We start from the raw sequence: 16,047 nt of genomic DNA, 5'->3' as shown, positions 1-16,047 counted from the left end.
TTGGATTTTTGTTTCAGGCTCTTTCTTATTATCTCTGGAAAAGATTTCAAGAGAATTTTTGAAATACTAGTGAAAATCCTATAAATTGTAGTATAATTTTCAAAGATGAATGAAAGGCGTGAAGTCATTGAAAGACAAACAAGTGTATGCAGTAGTTGACCTTGAAACGACTGGAACAGATCCTACAAGTGATCGGATCATTCAGTTTGGATGCGTTCTCGTTCAAGATGGAAAGATTATTGCGAACTTTGCGACAGATGTGAATCCCAATCAAGTAGTACCAAAACAAATTCAAAGTTTAACGGGGATTAGTAATACGCAAGTTCAAAAAGCGCCTTATTTTGAAGATGTAGCACATACAATTTATCATTATCTGGAAGATACTATTTTTGTGGCGCATAACGTCCACTTTGATTATAATTTTTTAGCTCGTGAACTGGTACGGTGTGGCACGCCGCCACTTACTATTCCAGCCATTGATACAGTGGAATTGGCACAGATTTTTTTACCGACAGAAAAAAGTTTCCGTTTAAGTGATTTGTCGGAAAGCTTAGGTTTGTCTCATGAGAATCCCCATCAAGCAGATAGTGATGCGCAGGTTACAGCCGAACTTTTGTTATTAATTCAAGAAAAAATGAAATCTTTACCATTAGTCACTATGGAAAAAATTGCGGAATTAAGTCAACAGACAGCGCGGGAAACCAGTACTTTTATTCAACAAACGTATGAACTAATGAAAAAACAAGTCACACCATTAAATCCAGCTTATCAAGTGGTCAGTGGCATTGCTTTACGCAAAAAAGAAGTTCCTCTTTTTGAAGAAACGTTCTATCAGACTAGCACGTATCCCAAAACTAAAAAAGCCAAAGAAAAACTGTTTGGCGAACGTTTCGCTTATCGTGCGGAACAGAGTCGGATGATGAATTTAGTTTATGATCATTTTACAGAAGGAACGACAAAAGATTTATTTATTGAAGCGGCGACTGGAACGGGAAAAACATTAGGCTATCTGTTGCCAATGAGCTATTTAGCAACGCCAGAAAAACCAGTCATCATTTCAACAGTTTCGATTGTTTTACAAAATCAATTAGTGGAAAAAGATTTACCATTAGCCAATCAAATCTGCCAAGGGAAATTACGAGGCATTGTTATTAAAAGCCATCGACACTATCTTGATTTACAACGCTTTAAGGCAACGTTGAATCAGCCAACTCCGCAAAAACAATACGCTCTTTATCAAATGGGCGTTCTCGTCTGGTTGCTAGAAACAGAAACGGGCGATTTAGATGAACTACAATTGACGAATTTAAATCATTTATTCTGGAAAGAAGTTACACATCGCGGATTGGATTTTCTTTCAAAAAAAGATGAACTTTATGAAGTTGACTTTTTAAGACATCTGTATAAAAAAGTCGCTCAAAGTAACGTGTTGATTGTTAATCATGCATTTTTGGCGCAAGAGTCGCTAAGAAAACAACCGTTATTACCTGAAAGTCCGTGGCTAATTATTGATGAAGCACATCATTTACCAGACATCGCTAGTCGGATGGCGAGCGAACGAGTGAACAGTGTGCTACTAAAAAAACAAGTCACACATTTTATTGAAAAAGAACAACTTTTTGTTGCTTTACAGCAAATTTTTCAACAGTTTTCTGAAGAGCAGCGGTTTGTAAAAATTTATCAGCAAGGTTTACTGGATTTTGTGGATGAATGGCAAGATTTTCTTTTTGAACTGCATCGTTTATTTAGTAAAACACAGAAGCGGATAGACCATCAGGAGTTGCTTTTAACCAAAGAACGTATTGATTATTTATCTGCTGCGGGAGAAAAACATAGTCAAACGCTCCAGCTTTTACTGCAGGAGCTGTTAACTATTCAAAGTAAGTTACAGCAAACAATTATGAGTCAGTTGGAAACCTTTAGTTTGGCTGATCGCATCGTTTTTGTTCGCTTGTTTCAATTTTTTGATGAAATTGAACGTATTCATCACTGTTTTACCATTTATCTTGATGATTGGCGTCCACGTTGGGTAAAAGAATATTTACCACAAAATGAAGACCATGGCTTGATTGAAATTCATGACTTAGAAGCTAGTTTGCTTCCTGAAACAAAGTGGTATCCGCGGTATGAACGAATTATTTATACAAGCGGCACATTGAAGTTTGGCAACAATAAAAAGTATTTACCGCAACGGTTAGGTTTAACAGAGGTGACGTTCAAAACCCTGCCAACGCCATATAACTATGCAGAAAATGCGCGAGTCTATGTACCGGAAGAAGCAGTAGCCATTCAAAATGCCTCTTCCTATGAAATGGGTCAATACATTTCAGATACCATTGAAAAATTGATGGCGCAAGAGGAACGTTCGATGTTGGTTCTTTTTACTTCGCATGAATTATTGTCCACCGTGTATCATCAAGTCCAGCCAAGATTATTGGAAAAAGGACAAGAGGTCCTCGCCCAAGGGATTAGCGGCAGTCGTGAAAAAATTCTTAAACGGTTCTCTAATGGAAAACCAAATGTCTTACTAGGAGCCGATAGCTTTTGGGAAGGTGTGGACTTACCAGGAACAGCTTTACAGTTATTGATAGTCACGCGTTTACCTTTTGAAAACCCGAAACGACCACTTGTGCAAGCAAAATATGCGTATTTAGAAGCAGAAGGGATACAACCATTTGCTCAAGAAGCGGTACCGAAAGCAGCCTTACGTTTGCGACAAGCACTGGGCCGTTTAATCCGTTCTGAAGAAGATAGAGGGGCATTGCTGATTCTGGATCGTCGTTTAGTCACTGCAAAATATGGCAAACGATTAATCAAAGCGTTTCCTAAGGGACTCTCAGTAAAAGAAGCGCCTATGCCTGAAATTTTAGAAGAATTAAAGGAATTTTTAAACAAATAATCGATTATTTTTAGGTCATATTTGTGAAAGGCCGCTATTTTTCTGCTATAATAAGACCCAGTAAGTTTAGAGAGGATGGAAGGATTTTTGGAGGAATTAGAAGAAAAGAAAGAGAAAAAACGGATTACTGTCCTTTTAACCCTATTGGCAATCCTTTTAGCAATTCTTGTAACAATAATTATCTTTTTTGTACGAACCAATCAACCAATGGCTCAAGCAAAAAAAGAAGCAACCGCAATTGCCAAAACTTCTGCTAATTTAGAAACAGTTGATAAATTTTACTGGTTTACACGCAAAAATACGTATTTTACTTTAACCGGCAAAAATGATAAAGGCACAGAGATTGTCGTGATTGTCCCTAAATCGGGAGAAAAAGTCACGGTCTTAAATCAAAAAGATGGTCAAACTGAACAACAAATAACAGACATTGTTGCTAAAGCCCATCCCGATGAATCGGTGATGAAAGCTACGTTAGGGCTTTATGATAAGCGCCCTGCATGGGAAGTGGTCACCGAAAATGATCAAGGAGTACTGACGTATTATCTGATGAGCTTTGATAAAGGCGAAGAGATCAACGTTGTCAAAGATATTTAATTTAGATAGGTTTTGATGAAAGTGGGAGTGAAAGGTGTATGAACGTATCAAATCGAGCACAGCAATTGACTCCTTCTGTTACATTAGCAGCTGCCGCCAAAGCGAAAGCATTAAAAGCAAAAGGTGTAGATGTTTTAAGCTTAACGGTTGGGGAACCAGATTTTGTAACCCCGAAAAATATTCAAAAAGCAGCAATTGCTTCAATTGAGGATGGAAGAGCAAGTTATTACACACCTTCTGGCGGCATTCCTGAATTAAAGCAAGCAATTGTCTCTTATGTGGAACGAGAATATCAACTTCGTTATCAACCCAAGCAAGTTATTGTGACAGATGGTGCCAAATATGCGCTGTATCTATTATTTCAAGCCATTTTGAACGTTGGGGACGAAGTGATTATCCCTGTCCCTTATTGGGTAAGTTATGGTGAACAAGTCAAGTTAGCAGAAGGCAAGCCAGTATTTGTATCAAGCACGCAAGAGCAATCATTTAAAGTGTCAGTCGCACAATTAGAAGCTGTACGAACGGACAAAACAAAAGCAATCATTTTAAATTCACCATCTAACCCAACTGGTGTTATTTATACGGAAGAAGAATTACGCCAAATTGGTGAATGGGCAGTTGCTCATAATATCCTCATTATTGCAGATGATATTTATGGTCGTTTGGTGTACAATGGACATCGGTTCACACCAATTGCAACCATCTCAGAAGCAATTCGTCAACAGACAATCATTATAAATGGTGTTTCCAAAACATATGCAATGACAGGCTGGCGCATTGGTTTTGCAGTCGGTGATGAAAAAATTATTCAAGCAATGACACAACTCGCTTCACAATCCACCAGTAATCCAGTCGCGGTTAGCCAATATGCGGCAATTGAGGCTTTAACAGGTGAACAGACGACAGTTGAAGACATGCGTCAGGCCTTTGAAAAACGCCTGAATCATATCTATCCAAAAGTAGCAGCTTTGCCAGGTGTTTCGCTAATAAAACCTGAAGGCGCCTTTTATCTATTCCCGAATGTCAAAAAAACATTAGAAATTTGTGGGTATGATAACGTGACTAATTGGGTGGAAGATTTATTACAAGAAGCGCATGTTGCTCTGGTAACGGGAGAGGGCTTTGGTGCACCAGAACATGTGCGGATGAGCTATGCGACAGATTTAATGACGTTAGAAAAAGCGATTGAGCGAATGAACGACTTTATAGAAAAGAAACGGATTCAGCACAACGCCTAAAAGAATAAACTAAGAAATGAACGGAGAGACAAACGTGGAACAAATTCAAATTATTGATTCAAACAAACATGTTGGAGAAACAGTAAAAATTGGCGCTTGGATTGCTAACAAACGCTCAAGCGGAAAAATTGCCTTTTTACAATTACGTGACGGGACAGCCTTTTTCCAAGGTGTCGTGTTCAAACCAAACTTCATTGAAGCCTTTGGTGAAGAAGCTGGTACAGAAAAATTCCAAGAAATTAAACATTTATCACAAGAAACAGCGGTCATGGTTACTGGTGTTATCAAAGAAGATAGCCGTTCTAAATTCGGCTATGAAATGGATATCACTGATTTAGAAGTCGTTGGCGCTTCAGAAGATTACCCAATCACGCCGAAAGAACACGGCACAGATTTCTTAATGGATCATCGTCATTTATGGTTACGTTCAAGCAAACAACATGCAATCATGTTAGTTCGTAACGAAATTATTCGTGCTACTTACGAGTTCTTTAACGAACAAGGATTCATTAAAATTGATAGCCCAATTTTAACAGGCTCAGCACCAGAAGGCACAACAGAATTATTTGAAACAGATTACTTCGGACAACCAGCATTCTTATCACAAACAGGTCAATTATATGCAGAAGCTGGTGCGATGGCATTTGGAAAAGTCTTTACTTTTGGACCAACCTTCCGTGCGGAAAAATCCAAAACTCGTCGTCACTTAACGGAATTCTGGATGATTGAACCAGAAATGGCATACACAACTCATGAAGAATCACTAGATATTCAAGAAGCCTACGTAAAACATTTAATTAAATCAGTATTGAAAAATCAACAATATCCATTGGATGTTTTAGAACGTGATACAGCTTTACTGGAAAAATATGTTTCGGAACCATTCAAACGTATTACTTACGATGATGCGATTGAGTTATTACAAAAAGAAGAAGCAAACAATGATTATGATCACATTGAATGGGGCGAAGACTTTGGTAGCCCACATGAAACCTTTATTTCAAATTACTATGGCGTTCCAACATTCATTTTAAATTATCCAAAAGCAATTAAAGCCTTCTATATGAAACCACATCCAACACGTGAAGATGTTGTAATTTGTGCCGATTTAATTGCACCAGAAGGTTATGGTGAAATTATCGGTGGTTCAGAGCGTGCAACTGATTATGATTATTTGAAAGAAAAAGTAGCTGAGTTTGGCTTATCAGAAGAAGAGTACAGCTGGTATTTAGATTTACGTAAATACGGTTCTGTGCCACATTCTGGCTTCGGATTAGGTTTAGAACGTGCTGTTACGTTCATTACTGGTAATGAACACATTCGTGAAGCGATTCCGTTCCCACGTATGTTAAACCGTATTTATCCATAGAGAACAAATAAAAAAGAGAACTTCGGCAAAAGCCGAAGTTCTTTTTTTAATTCTGCCATAATTTTTGCATCTGGTCCAAAATATCAATGACTTCTGTCGTGAAAAATAAGGAGCGGTTGGGTTGTGTACCTTTGATTGCTTCAACCATATTGTAGATTTCATAATTCATGGCTTCAGCTGAGTACCCAGAAACGATGGTCTCAACCGTACCGTCATTGTAGTGAACGATTGCTTCATCTGCACGTGGATAATCTGTAATGGTAATATAGGCATCTTCAAAAGCAACAATTCCTTGCTTTGGCATTTTTGCTTGGAATGTTAATGAAATAGTAGCCAACTCATTTTCTTTATTCCGAAGCAATGTCACCGATTGTTCATCAACGCCAGTAGAGAAGGGAACCATGCTAGAAGCTAAAACGTCTGGCTGTGAGCTGAGAAACCAACGAGCAAACGAAACCGCATAAGTACCAATATCTAACAATGCGCCGCCTGCTAAGTCAGGATTAAAAAAGCGATTTTTAGGATCGGGTTCTTTGTAACTTCCAAATGGTGCTTGAATCATTTTTAACTGACCAAATTTGCCAGCATCCATCAAGCGACGTAATTCGTCGTATAGTGGCATGTTAAAAATAGTCATGGCTTCTGCTAAAATAAGGTCATTTTTTTCTGCAACTGCCAAGGCTTGTTTTAATTCTGCCGCGTTCATCGTAATAGCTTTTTCACACAACACATGTTTTCCGGCCTGGAGCGCTTTTAAAATGTGTTCAGCATGTTGTTTATTTGGCACTGCTATATAGACAACATCGATTGTTTCATCTGCTAGCAATTCTTCATAAGAACCATAGGCTTTAGGGATTGAATAATCAGCGGCAAATTGTTCTGCTTTAGTCAATGTCCGCGAAGCAACAGCTGCAAGTTGGCTAGTTTCTTGTTTAAACGTTGAAGCAAATTCGTGGGCAATCCCACCTAATCCGACGATGCCCCATTGATATATTTTTTTTGTCAAAAGAAGTCCTCCTAATCTATGCAATTTCTTCAAATCTTCTTCATTATTTATTATACTGTAAACAAGAGAAATTAGAAAACAAGGACAATTTTGTAAATATGATAAAATCCAGAGATAAAAAGATGCTTTTTTTAGAGAATTTCAGTAAAATAGAAAATGGAGGCGAATGATTATGCATCAAGTTTATGTAGATATTATTGTTGACGCAATTATTGAACAGTACCAAACAGAAGAAAATTTTTACTCCGCTTATCAAATTCAAGCAGCCGATTGGCAAGCTTGGAAAGAAGGCCAATTTGGTTTGGACAATGAAGTCATGCAAAAAATTAAGAATTTGTTTACGGATTATGAGTGGATGCTGACTCAAAAAATACTCCGCCAAACCATCTTATTTCCGGAAAAACGTAACCTAGCTGTTTCGGAATATAAACGGTTAAAAACAACAATTGCCAAAAAATGGTTACAATCTGATTTGGGCGTTGTAGAATTGATTCCTAACAATAAACAGGAACAAGAAATTGCTGCTGGTTATATTGATTTGAAAGTGACGCTGGCCTATGGCGAATGGGGTTTTGATGATATTATTACATTCCGGTTACCAGCTACGATTCAACGACAATTGGAAGGTTCAAAAGTTGAATTATTAGATTGGGTCAACGAAAATCTGATGGATACTTACGTAGGTGAATAACGAATAGGAAGGATGGTCTTTTGAAATACACAATTGCTGGGATTTTATCTGTGATTATTATGTTTGGTGCGGTAATTTTTGTCTTTTTTGGCAAAAAGCCAGTTGAAGAATCTGTTCACACATCAACTGAAACAACAGTGAAATCATCCACTAAAATTTCTGAAAGTAGTACAGTTTCTTCAACTGCTACCACTGAATCAAGTACTGAAATCACGAGCGTAAGCAGTGATGAAAGTTGATAATTTTCTGTGAAAATGATACAATTATTCGGTTATAGTAACAAATGAAATCAATCACGAAAGTGAAAGATAATGAAACATTTTATCGGAAAATAAAAGATGAAGTGGGGAATTAATGAAGTGAGCAACTATCAGAAAAAAAGAAAAAAGCAGCTGAATTTGCCAAAGTTATTCTTAGGCGTAGTTGTCGTCGGTTTGGCCTTTGTCTTTTCGTTATCTGTCCTTTCTGATTCAGATAAGGGACAAAGCGAGTCAGTCAATCGCCAAAATGAAAACATCTCAAAAGAAGAATTTGTTGCTGAAATCACACCGTATGCACGTGAATTACAAGAATCTTACGGGGTGTTACCAAGTATTATTATGGGGCAAGCAGTTTTAGAATCAAATTTTGGACAAAGTCAATTAGCATCGAAATATAACAATCTTTTTGGGATTAAAGCATATGGCAATCAACCAAAAGTCAATTTAGAAACAAAAGAGTATGTCAATGAGGTCTGGATTACGATTCAGGGTGATTTTCGAGTTTATGACAATTGGGAAGAATCCATGCGAGATCATACCAAGTTATTTGTTGATGGGGTCGATTGGGATCCAAATTTATATGAAAAAGTCTTGTTAGCCAAAAATTATAAAGAGGCTGCACAAGCGCTTCAAGATGCTGGATACGCAACGGATCCTACATACGCTGATAAGATCATTCATGTAATTGAAGAATACAATTTAAATAAATACGACCGTTAAGCATGGAGGAACGATGACAATGAGCGAAAAGTGGATTCCAGAAATTATGACGCCGCTGAAACAAGATATTGTAAAAATGCCAGAGATTATTCGGCAAGCCAGTGGCATTAAAATTTTTGGCCGTAAAATAAAATCAATTATTTTTACGACAGATATTGCGATTATCCGCAATACGGATGCACAGGCAGTGATTGCTGTATATCCTTTTACACCGCATCCAGCGATTACAAAAGGCATTATTGAAGCAGCGGATATTCCTGTCTTTTCAGGAGTCGGCGGCGGTTTAACGCAAGGCATGCGTTCTGCTTATATGAGTTTATTTGCAGAAGCACAAGGCTCAATGGGTGTCGTTTTGAATGGTCCTACACCAATTGAAACAATTAAAATGGTGGATGAAGCAATCGATATTCCTATTATCAGCACAGTAACTTCTATTCATACGCCAATTGATGAAAAACTTGCGGCTGGCGTGGATATGATTAATATCAGTGCAGGAAAAGACACTGCAGCCACCGTACGCTATTTCCGTGGCAAGTATCCAGAATTACCGATTATTGCAACAGGAGGACCAACTGAATCGAGTATTCATGAAACCATTATCGCCGGAGCGAATGCTATTACATATACGCCCCCTAGTAACGGTGAATTATTCAGCAAAAAAATGAAAAAATATCGTGAACAAGAAAAAGCAACCGATGAAGAATAAAAAACGCTTTGGCAGTCTATCCTGCCAAAGCGTTTTTGGCTATTTAATGTTCGCTTTTACGGAACAATGGAAGAATGAACCAATTATTTGAAAATTCTAATGAAAAAAAGTTGTTAAACCATTGAAAGTTAGAGATTTTTGTACTATCCTAGAGAAACATAGAAGCTTGTATAAGGTCAAAATACGGTTGACCGTCTCTACCCAGCACCGTAAATGCTGGTCTATAAGTGAAGAAGAGCGGATAGCCCTTTTTTGCTTTGGCAAAATGGGCTTTTTTCTTTTGTTAGAACACGAATATAAATAGCACTTTGTTTTATTTCGTTCGTTTTTAACGAACCGTCCTTTCCTCAGGATGAGAACAAAGCATCTATCGAAAAATAAGTAAAGGAGTTCATATTGTGAAGGAATTAGTCGAACGTATCAAAAATGATGGCCGTGTATTAGGTGAAGGTGTTTTAAAAGTAGATAGTTTTATTACGCACCAAGTGGATCCAGAATTAATGGAGGCTATGGGTAATCGTTTTGCTGAGGTTTTCGCAGAAGCAGGCATTACCAAAGTAATTACAATTGAAGCATCAGGAATCGCTCCTGCCTTATACGCAGCGCAAAAATTAGGTGTGCCAATGATCTTCGCTCGTAAGGCAAAAAGTTTAACCATGGATGAAGAGCTCTTAACGGCTTCAGTTTATTCATTTACAAAACAAGTGACAAGTCAAATTTCCATTTCAAGAAAATTTTTATCTGATGCTGATAAAGTGTTGATTATTGATGACTTTTTAGCTAACGGACAAGCTGCCAAAGGGTTGGTAGAATTATGCCAACAGGCTGGTGCAAAGGTTGAAGGAATTGGTATCGTAATTGAAAAATCATTCCAAGATGGTCGTCAGTTATTAGAAGACATGGGCTTAAATGTAGTCTCTTTAGCGCGTATTGCTTCATTAAGTGAAGGAACGGTGACGTTTTTAGAGGAGGATGCATAATCTTGGAAACAAAACAATTGAATACACCACAACAGACGGAAACACCAAATGGGAAAGCCGCCGTTTTAGGATTGCAACATTTATTAGCGATGTATGCTGGAGCAGTTGCCGTACCTTTATTAATCGGAACCGGCTTGAATTTTGATTCGCAACAAATGACGTATTTAATTTCAATCGATATTTTTATGTGCGGCGTTGCGACACTTTTACAATTAACGGTGAATAAGTTTTTTGGGATTGGCTTGCCAGTCGTTTTAGGTTGTGCCATTCAAGCAGTTGCGCCTTTAATCATGATTGGTACGAACAAAGGGGTTGGTGCAATTTACGGTTCAATTATTGCTTCGGGCATTTTTGTCGTTCTTATTGCAGGATTTTTCTCAAAAATTAAACGTCTATTTCCGCCTTTAGTCACCGGCACAGTCATTACAGTTATTGGTTTGACCTTAATTCCTGTTGCTGTTGAAAAAATGGGTGGCGGCTTAGCAACGGACAAAAGTTTTGGTGATCCTAAAAACTTGCTCCTCGCATTTGTAACAATTGCCTTAATCATTGTTGTGCAAGTTTGGGGACGTGGCTTTATCAAGTCAATTGCCGTGTTAATCGGCCTAGTCGGCGGCACAATTTTAGCTGCGTTTCTGGGATTAGTGGATTTATCTCCTGTTGGTCAAGCTACGTGGTTTCATTTTCCACAGCCATTTTATTTTGGCAAACCAACGTTTGATCTTTCTTCTATTGTGTTGATGATTATTATTTCAATTGTTAGTATGGTTGAATCAACAGGTGTTTATTTTGCCTTAGGAGACATTACAGGGAAGAAAATTGGCGAAGATGATTTACGTCGTGGGTATCATGCAGAAGGTTTAGCCGTCATTTTAGGGGGGATTTTTAATACGTTTCCTTATACAGGTTTCTCTCAAAATGTCGGGTTAGTTCAATTATCTGGGATCAAAACACGTCGACCAATTTATTTTTCTGCTTTTTTCTTAATTATTTTAGGCTTATTACCAAAAATTGGTGCGATGGCCCAAATTATCCCAGAGCCAGTTTTAGGCGGCGGAATGCTGGTTATGTTTGGAATGGTGGCTGTCCAAGGAATGCGCATGTTGTCAAAAGTTGACTACTCAAATGACAAAAATTTATTAATTATTGCCATCTCGATTGGCTTTGGTTTAGGCTTTAATATTATGCCGACGCTCTTTAATAAAGTACCAGAAACTGTTAGCATGTTTACTGGTAATGGAATTGTCATGAGCAGCATTACCGCAATTATTTTAAATCTTTTATTCAATGGTTTAAAAGAAACCTCAGAAAGTAACGAATAGTTTCAAAAAAGTATGATAGATAAGGTCAGGTGGCTTTTCTTTCATACTTTTTTGACCTAATCATCGTTTAGAAAAATTTAATGTTTTCATCAATTTGAAGAGAATAAGAGAAAAAAGCTTGGTTACAAAGAGACGAGTAGTAAGTTACCGCTGTTTTATCCTAAAGTATGTTAATAAATTCTGATGAGAAAACCTAATGGAAACACTGCTGGCACTTGAAGTTGAGCCTTTTTCCTTGTATCATGTAAAAAGAGCACTCTTAAAGGCTAGACTGCGACGAGAAACCGCAGAAGGATTTTAAGGATAAAACTGTGATGGAAAGTTGTGATGAACTTGGATAAACCACTATTACCTGGTCAAGTGATTGGTATCATTGGTGGCGGACATTTAGCAAAAATGATGGCCCTTAGTGCAAGAGAAATGGGGTTTCGAGTGGGTGTGCTAGATCCACAAATTGATTGTCCTGCTGCACAAGTTGCCGATTGGCAATTATTAGGAGCATATAATGATCCTGAAGCGTTAGAGAAATTGGCAAAACGTGCCCAAGTGATTACGTATGAATTTGAACATGCAGATGTTGATGCGTTAACAGCGATTCAACATTTAGCGAATATACCACAAGGAACAGACATTTTAGCGATTACGCAAGATCGCTTAATGGAAAAAAGTTTCTTGGAAGATAATAATATTGTGATTGCCCCTTATGCAACGATTGTTAGTCCGACTGATATTCAAGAAGCAATTGATGGCATTGGCTACCCGTGTATCTTGAAGAATACGCGAGGGGAAGGTCGCTATGTACTACATAGTACGTCAGACTTAGCGCCATCCATGAATCTTCTGAGAGAAGGAACCTGTGTCTTGGAAGCTTGGATTCCTTACGAAAAAGAATTATCTGTTCTGATTTCTGGTAATGGTCGTGGCGAATTTGCGACATTTCCAGTTGTGGAAACAATTAAAAAAGAGCGTAAGCTACATGAAACGATTGCGCCAGCCCGAATTGATGACGAAGTCAGTGGCGAGTTGCAACGAATTGCTAAGGTGATTGCTAAAGCAGTTGGTTTAGTCGGCACCCTTTCAATTGAAATGTTTTATACAGAAACAGGCGGGATTTATGTAAATAAAATTTTACCTCGTCCAGAAGATGCTGGGAATTTTTCAATAGATGCTTGTTCTTTTAGCCAATATGATACGCATATTCGTGGTTTATGTAATTGGTCAATGCCAACGATTCAACTGTTGTCTGAAGCAGTCACGGTCAATGTGCTTGGAAATGAGGCCTATGAAACGATGGACATTATTAATGAACATCCAGATTGGCATTTCCACTATTATGGCCACAGTGAAGCAAAAGCGCAACGAGCGATGGGGCATATTACTATATTAACCAAAGAAATCGATGAAACACTGGAAGAAATTAAAGAAACAAAGATTTGGTCGTAATTATTTTTCAAAAATTGAGGAGTAAAGAGGGGATAAGGTACAATGATTGATCGTTATACAAGACCCGAAATGGGCGCAATTTGGACAGATGAGAACCGCTACAAGGCATGGCTAGAAGTTGAAATTTTGGCGGATGAAGCTTGGGCAGAACTTGGCGAAATTCCTAAAGAAGATGTACAAAAAATCCGAGAAAATGCATCATTTGATGTTGCACGTATTTTAGAAATTGAAGCAGAAACACGTCATGATGTTGTCGCTTTTACTCGTGCCGTTTCAGAAACGCTTGGTGAAGAGCGAAAATGGGTACACTATGGGTTAACCAGCACAGATGTTGTGGATACTGCCTATGGTTATCTATTGAAACAGGCGAATGATATTTTACGGAAAGATTTACAAACATTTACGGAGATTGTCGGAGCCAAAGCCAAAGAGTATAAACATACGGTCATGATGGGAAGAACGCATGGTGTTCATGCAGAACCGACTACATTTGGTTTGAAATTAGCGTTGTGGTATTCTGAAATGAAACGCAACATTGAACGTTTTGAACATGCAGCCAAAGGTGTTGAAGCGGGTAAAATCAGTGGAGCCGTAGGTACCTTTGCCAATATTTCACCATTTGTTGAAGAATATGTTTGCGAACATTTGGGGATCCGTGCTCAAGAGATTTCGACACAAGTTTTACCACGTGATTTACATGCAGAATATGTTTCTGCCATGGCATTAATTGCGACAAGTATTGAAAAATTTGCAACAGAAATTCGTGGTCTACAAAAATCAGAAACGCATGAAGTAGAAGAATTTTTTGCAAAAGGACAAAAAGGATCTTCGGCAATGCCGCATAAACGGAATCCAATTGGTTCTGAAAATATGACTGGTTTGGCACGTGTGATTCGTGGTCATGTCATTACTGCCTTTGAAAATGTGAGTTTATGGCATGAACGAGATATTTCTCACTCGTCTGCTGAACGGATTATTATTCCCGATACGACGATTTTACTAAATTACATGTTGAATCGTTTTGGTAATATTGTCAAAAACTTAACGGTCTTCCCAGAAAATATGAAACGTAACATGGATGCGACCTATGGACTAATTTATAGCCAACGTGTCTTGTTAAAATTGATTGATCATGGCATGACACGTGAAGAAGCGTATGATCTGGTCCAACCAAAAACAGCTTACGCATGGGATCATCAAACGGCGTTCCGTCCGTTGCTAGATGCGGATGAAAAAATTACTTCTGTCTTATCAAAAGAAGAGCTAGATGATGCCTTTGATTATCATTATCATTTAAAAAATGTTGACACGATTTTTGAACGTGTTGGTTTAGGATAAAAAAGAGCGTTCAGGAAAAAACAGTTTCTTCCTGAGCGCTTTTTTTGTTTTCAGAAAAAAAGTTGAAAAGTTATTTAGTAGAAATGAGAAGAAAAAGTATTAATTTTTAGCGAGCAAACGTCAAAAGGTATAATTCATTTATTTACCTTTTGACGTTTTCTCGCTATTTGTTTGGTTTTTCTTTAGATTATAAAGGAGATATTTTCAAAAAAAGATGGAATTTAGGTGTTTTCATAGGTGTAAAGCGCTATCAAACCCTTATAGGATAAGCATATATCATTTTTTAATTATGGGTTTAAAAATTCAAAATTTTTTTTTGTGTATCTTTAGCTATAATGAGTCTATTAACGATAATTATTAAAAGAATGGAGGGAAAGTTGATTGTAATGAAATTGTCACAAGTCCCAAATAAAACGACGGGGAATGGAATAAAAATATTCTGTTATCTCTGTTTTATAGTTAGCTGTTATCTAATCTTTTTACGCTTCGAAGTTGCTTTATCCCAACAACCAGAGCCACAGCCACTGGCGGGTTTCACAGTTGAAAGTGTGATACCAGATAATCAGCTAGATAAGAACCAAACTTATTTTTATTTAGGCGTTCAGCCAAGTAGTCAGCAGATTATTCAAGTGAAAATCAGAAGTTTGCAAAAAGAGCCCGTAACTGTCGCTTTAAGTATTCATGATGCAGTGAACGGAACGGAAGGACAGATTGACTATACGCAGACGAGCCCCAAACTAGATTCTAGTTTGACAAATTCCATCACACAAATTGTTCATTTGCAAAATAAGGAAGCTACGGTCACTGTAAAAAACTTTGAAGAAAAAATAGTGAATTATGAAATCAAAATACCCAAAGAGCCATTTTCTGGAGTTAAATTAGGCGCATTACGGTTTATTAAACAATTAGAGGATGAATCATTAACAAGTAATCAGTTTACATCAACCTATGCGTATACTATTTCCGTCATGTTGACAGAAGATAAACAACCATTTGATGAAGGAGCAGAATTGCAACTAAAAAAAGTTGGTACAACGATCAGTGCTGGCCAACCTGTGGTTCAAGTAACATACCAAAATCGGCAACCAAAAGTTATGAAAGAAGCAACAATTACCAATTGGTTAACCAAAAAAGGTCAGACAAAAGAGTTACTAAAAAAAGTACAAGCAGATGTGACAGTGGCACCTAATTCGCTATTAGCTATGGATCTGCCATTGAATGACGTTGTCCTGCCAGCGGGAACTTATACTGTTCACAGCCAAGTAAGCGCTGGTAATCGCGAATGGCAGTGGCGAAAAGATTTTACAATTACACAAACGCAAATAAAACAATGGTCGACGAATACACCTTCAGCAAAAAGGCAACCGTTTTTGTTAGTGGGGAGTAGTGCAATGGTCCTCGTTGTAGTTAGCATTTATTTTTACCTTAAAAAGAGTAGAACTAAATAGTAAAGAAATAAAAAGGAAAAGCAGGTGTTGGTT

The 16,047-nt window shown here is 37.7% G+C and carries 14 protein-coding genes and 1 riboswitch; of the genes, 13 read left to right on the top strand and 1 reads right to left on the bottom strand.

The annotated features are described in order from the left end of the window. Window positions 1–109 precede the first annotated feature (109 nt). The 4 genes from IGL17_RS09225 to asnS all read left to right on the top strand — a co-directional run bounded on the left by IGL17_RS09225 (window position 110) and on the right by asnS (window position 6,100). The gene (locus IGL17_RS09225) at window positions 110–2,899 is read left to right on the top strand and encodes an ATP-dependent DNA helicase DinG (RefSeq protein WP_016618162.1); all 2,790 of its coding nucleotides are present in this window, start codon (window positions 110–112) and stop codon (window positions 2,897–2,899) included. Between the two features lie 75 nt (window positions 2,900–2,974). Beyond that, window positions 2,975–3,493: a cell wall elongation regulator TseB-like domain-containing protein gene (locus IGL17_RS09220; RefSeq protein ID WP_002382785.1), complete on the top strand. Its 519-nt coding sequence runs from the start codon at window positions 2,975–2,977 to the stop codon at window positions 3,491–3,493. Between the two features lie 38 nt (window positions 3,494–3,531). Beyond that, the gene (locus tag IGL17_RS09215) at window positions 3,532–4,731 is read left to right on the top strand and encodes a pyridoxal phosphate-dependent aminotransferase (RefSeq protein WP_016618163.1); all 1,200 of its coding nucleotides are present in this window, start codon (window positions 3,532–3,534) and stop codon (window positions 4,729–4,731) included. Between the two features lie 16 nt (window positions 4,732–4,747). Further along, window positions 4,748–6,100: an asparagine--tRNA ligase gene (gene asnS, locus IGL17_RS09210; RefSeq protein WP_002376912.1), complete on the top strand. Its 1,353-nt coding sequence runs from the start codon at window positions 4,748–4,750 to the stop codon at window positions 6,098–6,100. Between the two features lie 46 nt (window positions 6,101–6,146). Here the strand turns inward: asnS and IGL17_RS09205 are convergent, their stop codons facing one another. Beyond that, window positions 6,147–7,106: a Gfo/Idh/MocA family protein gene (locus tag IGL17_RS09205; RefSeq protein WP_016618164.1), complete on the bottom strand. Its 960-nt coding sequence runs from the start codon at window positions 7,104–7,106 to the stop codon at window positions 6,147–6,149. A gap of 166 nt (window positions 7,107–7,272) precedes the next feature. Between IGL17_RS09205 and IGL17_RS09200 the strand changes: the two genes are divergently transcribed. From IGL17_RS09200 to IGL17_RS09160, 9 genes are all read left to right on the top strand, one after another. Next, window positions 7,273–7,797: a hypothetical protein gene (locus IGL17_RS09200; protein ID WP_002382789.1), complete on the top strand. Its 525-nt coding sequence runs from the start codon at window positions 7,273–7,275 to the stop codon at window positions 7,795–7,797. A gap of 59 nt (window positions 7,798–7,856) precedes the next feature. Further along, window positions 7,857–8,036 (top strand): hypothetical protein, encoded by a 180-nt coding sequence (locus tag IGL17_RS09195; protein WP_002384259.1) that lies wholly within the window; start codon window positions 7,857–7,859, stop codon window positions 8,034–8,036. A gap of 99 nt (window positions 8,037–8,135) precedes the next feature. Continuing rightward, window positions 8,136–8,777, top strand: a complete 642-nt coding sequence (locus tag IGL17_RS09190) for a glycoside hydrolase family 73 protein (protein WP_002366997.1) — start codon at window positions 8,136–8,138, stop codon at window positions 8,775–8,777. A 19-nt stretch (window positions 8,778–8,796) separates the two neighbouring features. Next, complete coding sequence (locus IGL17_RS09185) at window positions 8,797–9,483, top strand: hydrolase (RefSeq protein ID WP_002356802.1); 687 nt, start codon at window positions 8,797–8,799, stop codon at window positions 9,481–9,483. 146 nt (window positions 9,484–9,629) lie between these two features. Continuing rightward, a riboswitch (purine riboswitch) is annotated at window positions 9,630–9,727 on the top strand. A gap of 154 nt (window positions 9,728–9,881) precedes the next feature. Beyond that, window positions 9,882–10,463, top strand: a complete 582-nt coding sequence (locus IGL17_RS09180; RefSeq protein WP_002356804.1) for a xanthine phosphoribosyltransferase — start codon at window positions 9,882–9,884, stop codon at window positions 10,461–10,463. 2 nt (window positions 10,464–10,465) lie between these two features. Continuing rightward, window positions 10,466–11,785 carry a nucleobase:cation symporter-2 family protein gene (locus IGL17_RS09175; protein WP_002382793.1) on the top strand — a complete coding sequence of 440 codons (1,320 nt, stop codon included), beginning with the start codon at window positions 10,466–10,468 and terminating at the stop codon, window positions 11,783–11,785. 327 nt (window positions 11,786–12,112) lie between these two features. Beyond that, entirely contained in the window at window positions 12,113–13,228 is a 1,116-nt protein-coding gene (purK, locus tag IGL17_RS09170; RefSeq protein WP_002384262.1) for a 5-(carboxyamino)imidazole ribonucleotide synthase, read from the top strand. A gap of 42 nt (window positions 13,229–13,270) precedes the next feature. Continuing rightward, window positions 13,271–14,566 (top strand): adenylosuccinate lyase, encoded by a 1,296-nt coding sequence (gene purB, locus IGL17_RS09165; protein WP_311792433.1) that lies wholly within the window; start codon window positions 13,271–13,273, stop codon window positions 14,564–14,566. A 386-nt stretch (window positions 14,567–14,952) separates the two neighbouring features. Then, the gene (locus IGL17_RS09160) at window positions 14,953–16,014 is read left to right on the top strand and encodes a DUF916 and DUF3324 domain-containing protein (RefSeq protein WP_029679973.1); all 1,062 of its coding nucleotides are present in this window, start codon (window positions 14,953–14,955) and stop codon (window positions 16,012–16,014) included. Window positions 16,015–16,047 lie beyond the last annotated feature (33 nt).

Origin of the sequence: Enterococcus sp. AZ088, from assembly GCF_051714845.1 — a bacterium.
GTDB lineage: Bacteria > Bacillota > Bacilli > Lactobacillales > Enterococcaceae > Enterococcus > Enterococcus faecalis.
The sequence above is the reverse complement of the archived record's forward strand: the minus strand, read 5'-3'. Positions and strand labels throughout refer to the sequence as shown.

Excerpts from the sequence above, each read along its gene's own strand:
- IGL17_RS09225 (WP_016618162.1), top strand. The coding sequence starts at position 110 with ATGAAAGGCGTGAAGTCATTGAAAGACAAACAAGTGTATGCAGTAGTT.
- IGL17_RS09220 (WP_002382785.1), top strand. The coding sequence starts at position 2,975 with ATGGAAGGATTTTTGGAGGAATTAGAAGAAAAGAAAGAGAAAAAACGG.
- IGL17_RS09215 (WP_016618163.1), top strand. The coding sequence starts at position 3,532 with ATGAACGTATCAAATCGAGCACAGCAATTGACTCCTTCTGTTACATTA.
- asnS (WP_002376912.1), top strand. The coding sequence starts at position 4,748 with ATGAACGGAGAGACAAACGTGGAACAAATTCAAATTATTGATTCAAAC.
- IGL17_RS09200 (WP_002382789.1), top strand. The coding sequence starts at position 7,273 with ATGATTATGCATCAAGTTTATGTAGATATTATTGTTGACGCAATTATT.
- IGL17_RS09195 (WP_002384259.1), top strand. The coding sequence starts at position 7,857 with ATGTTTGGTGCGGTAATTTTTGTCTTTTTTGGCAAAAAGCCAGTTGAA.
- IGL17_RS09190 (WP_002366997.1), top strand. The coding sequence starts at position 8,136 with ATGAAGTGGGGAATTAATGAAGTGAGCAACTATCAGAAAAAAAGAAAA.
- IGL17_RS09185 (WP_002356802.1), top strand. The coding sequence starts at position 8,797 with ATGAGCGAAAAGTGGATTCCAGAAATTATGACGCCGCTGAAACAAGAT.
- purK (WP_002384262.1), top strand. The coding sequence starts at position 12,113 with ATGAACTTGGATAAACCACTATTACCTGGTCAAGTGATTGGTATCATT.
- purB (WP_311792433.1), top strand. The coding sequence starts at position 13,271 with ATGATTGATCGTTATACAAGACCCGAAATGGGCGCAATTTGGACAGAT.
- IGL17_RS09160 (WP_029679973.1), top strand. The coding sequence starts at position 14,953 with ATGAAATTGTCACAAGTCCCAAATAAAACGACGGGGAATGGAATAAAA.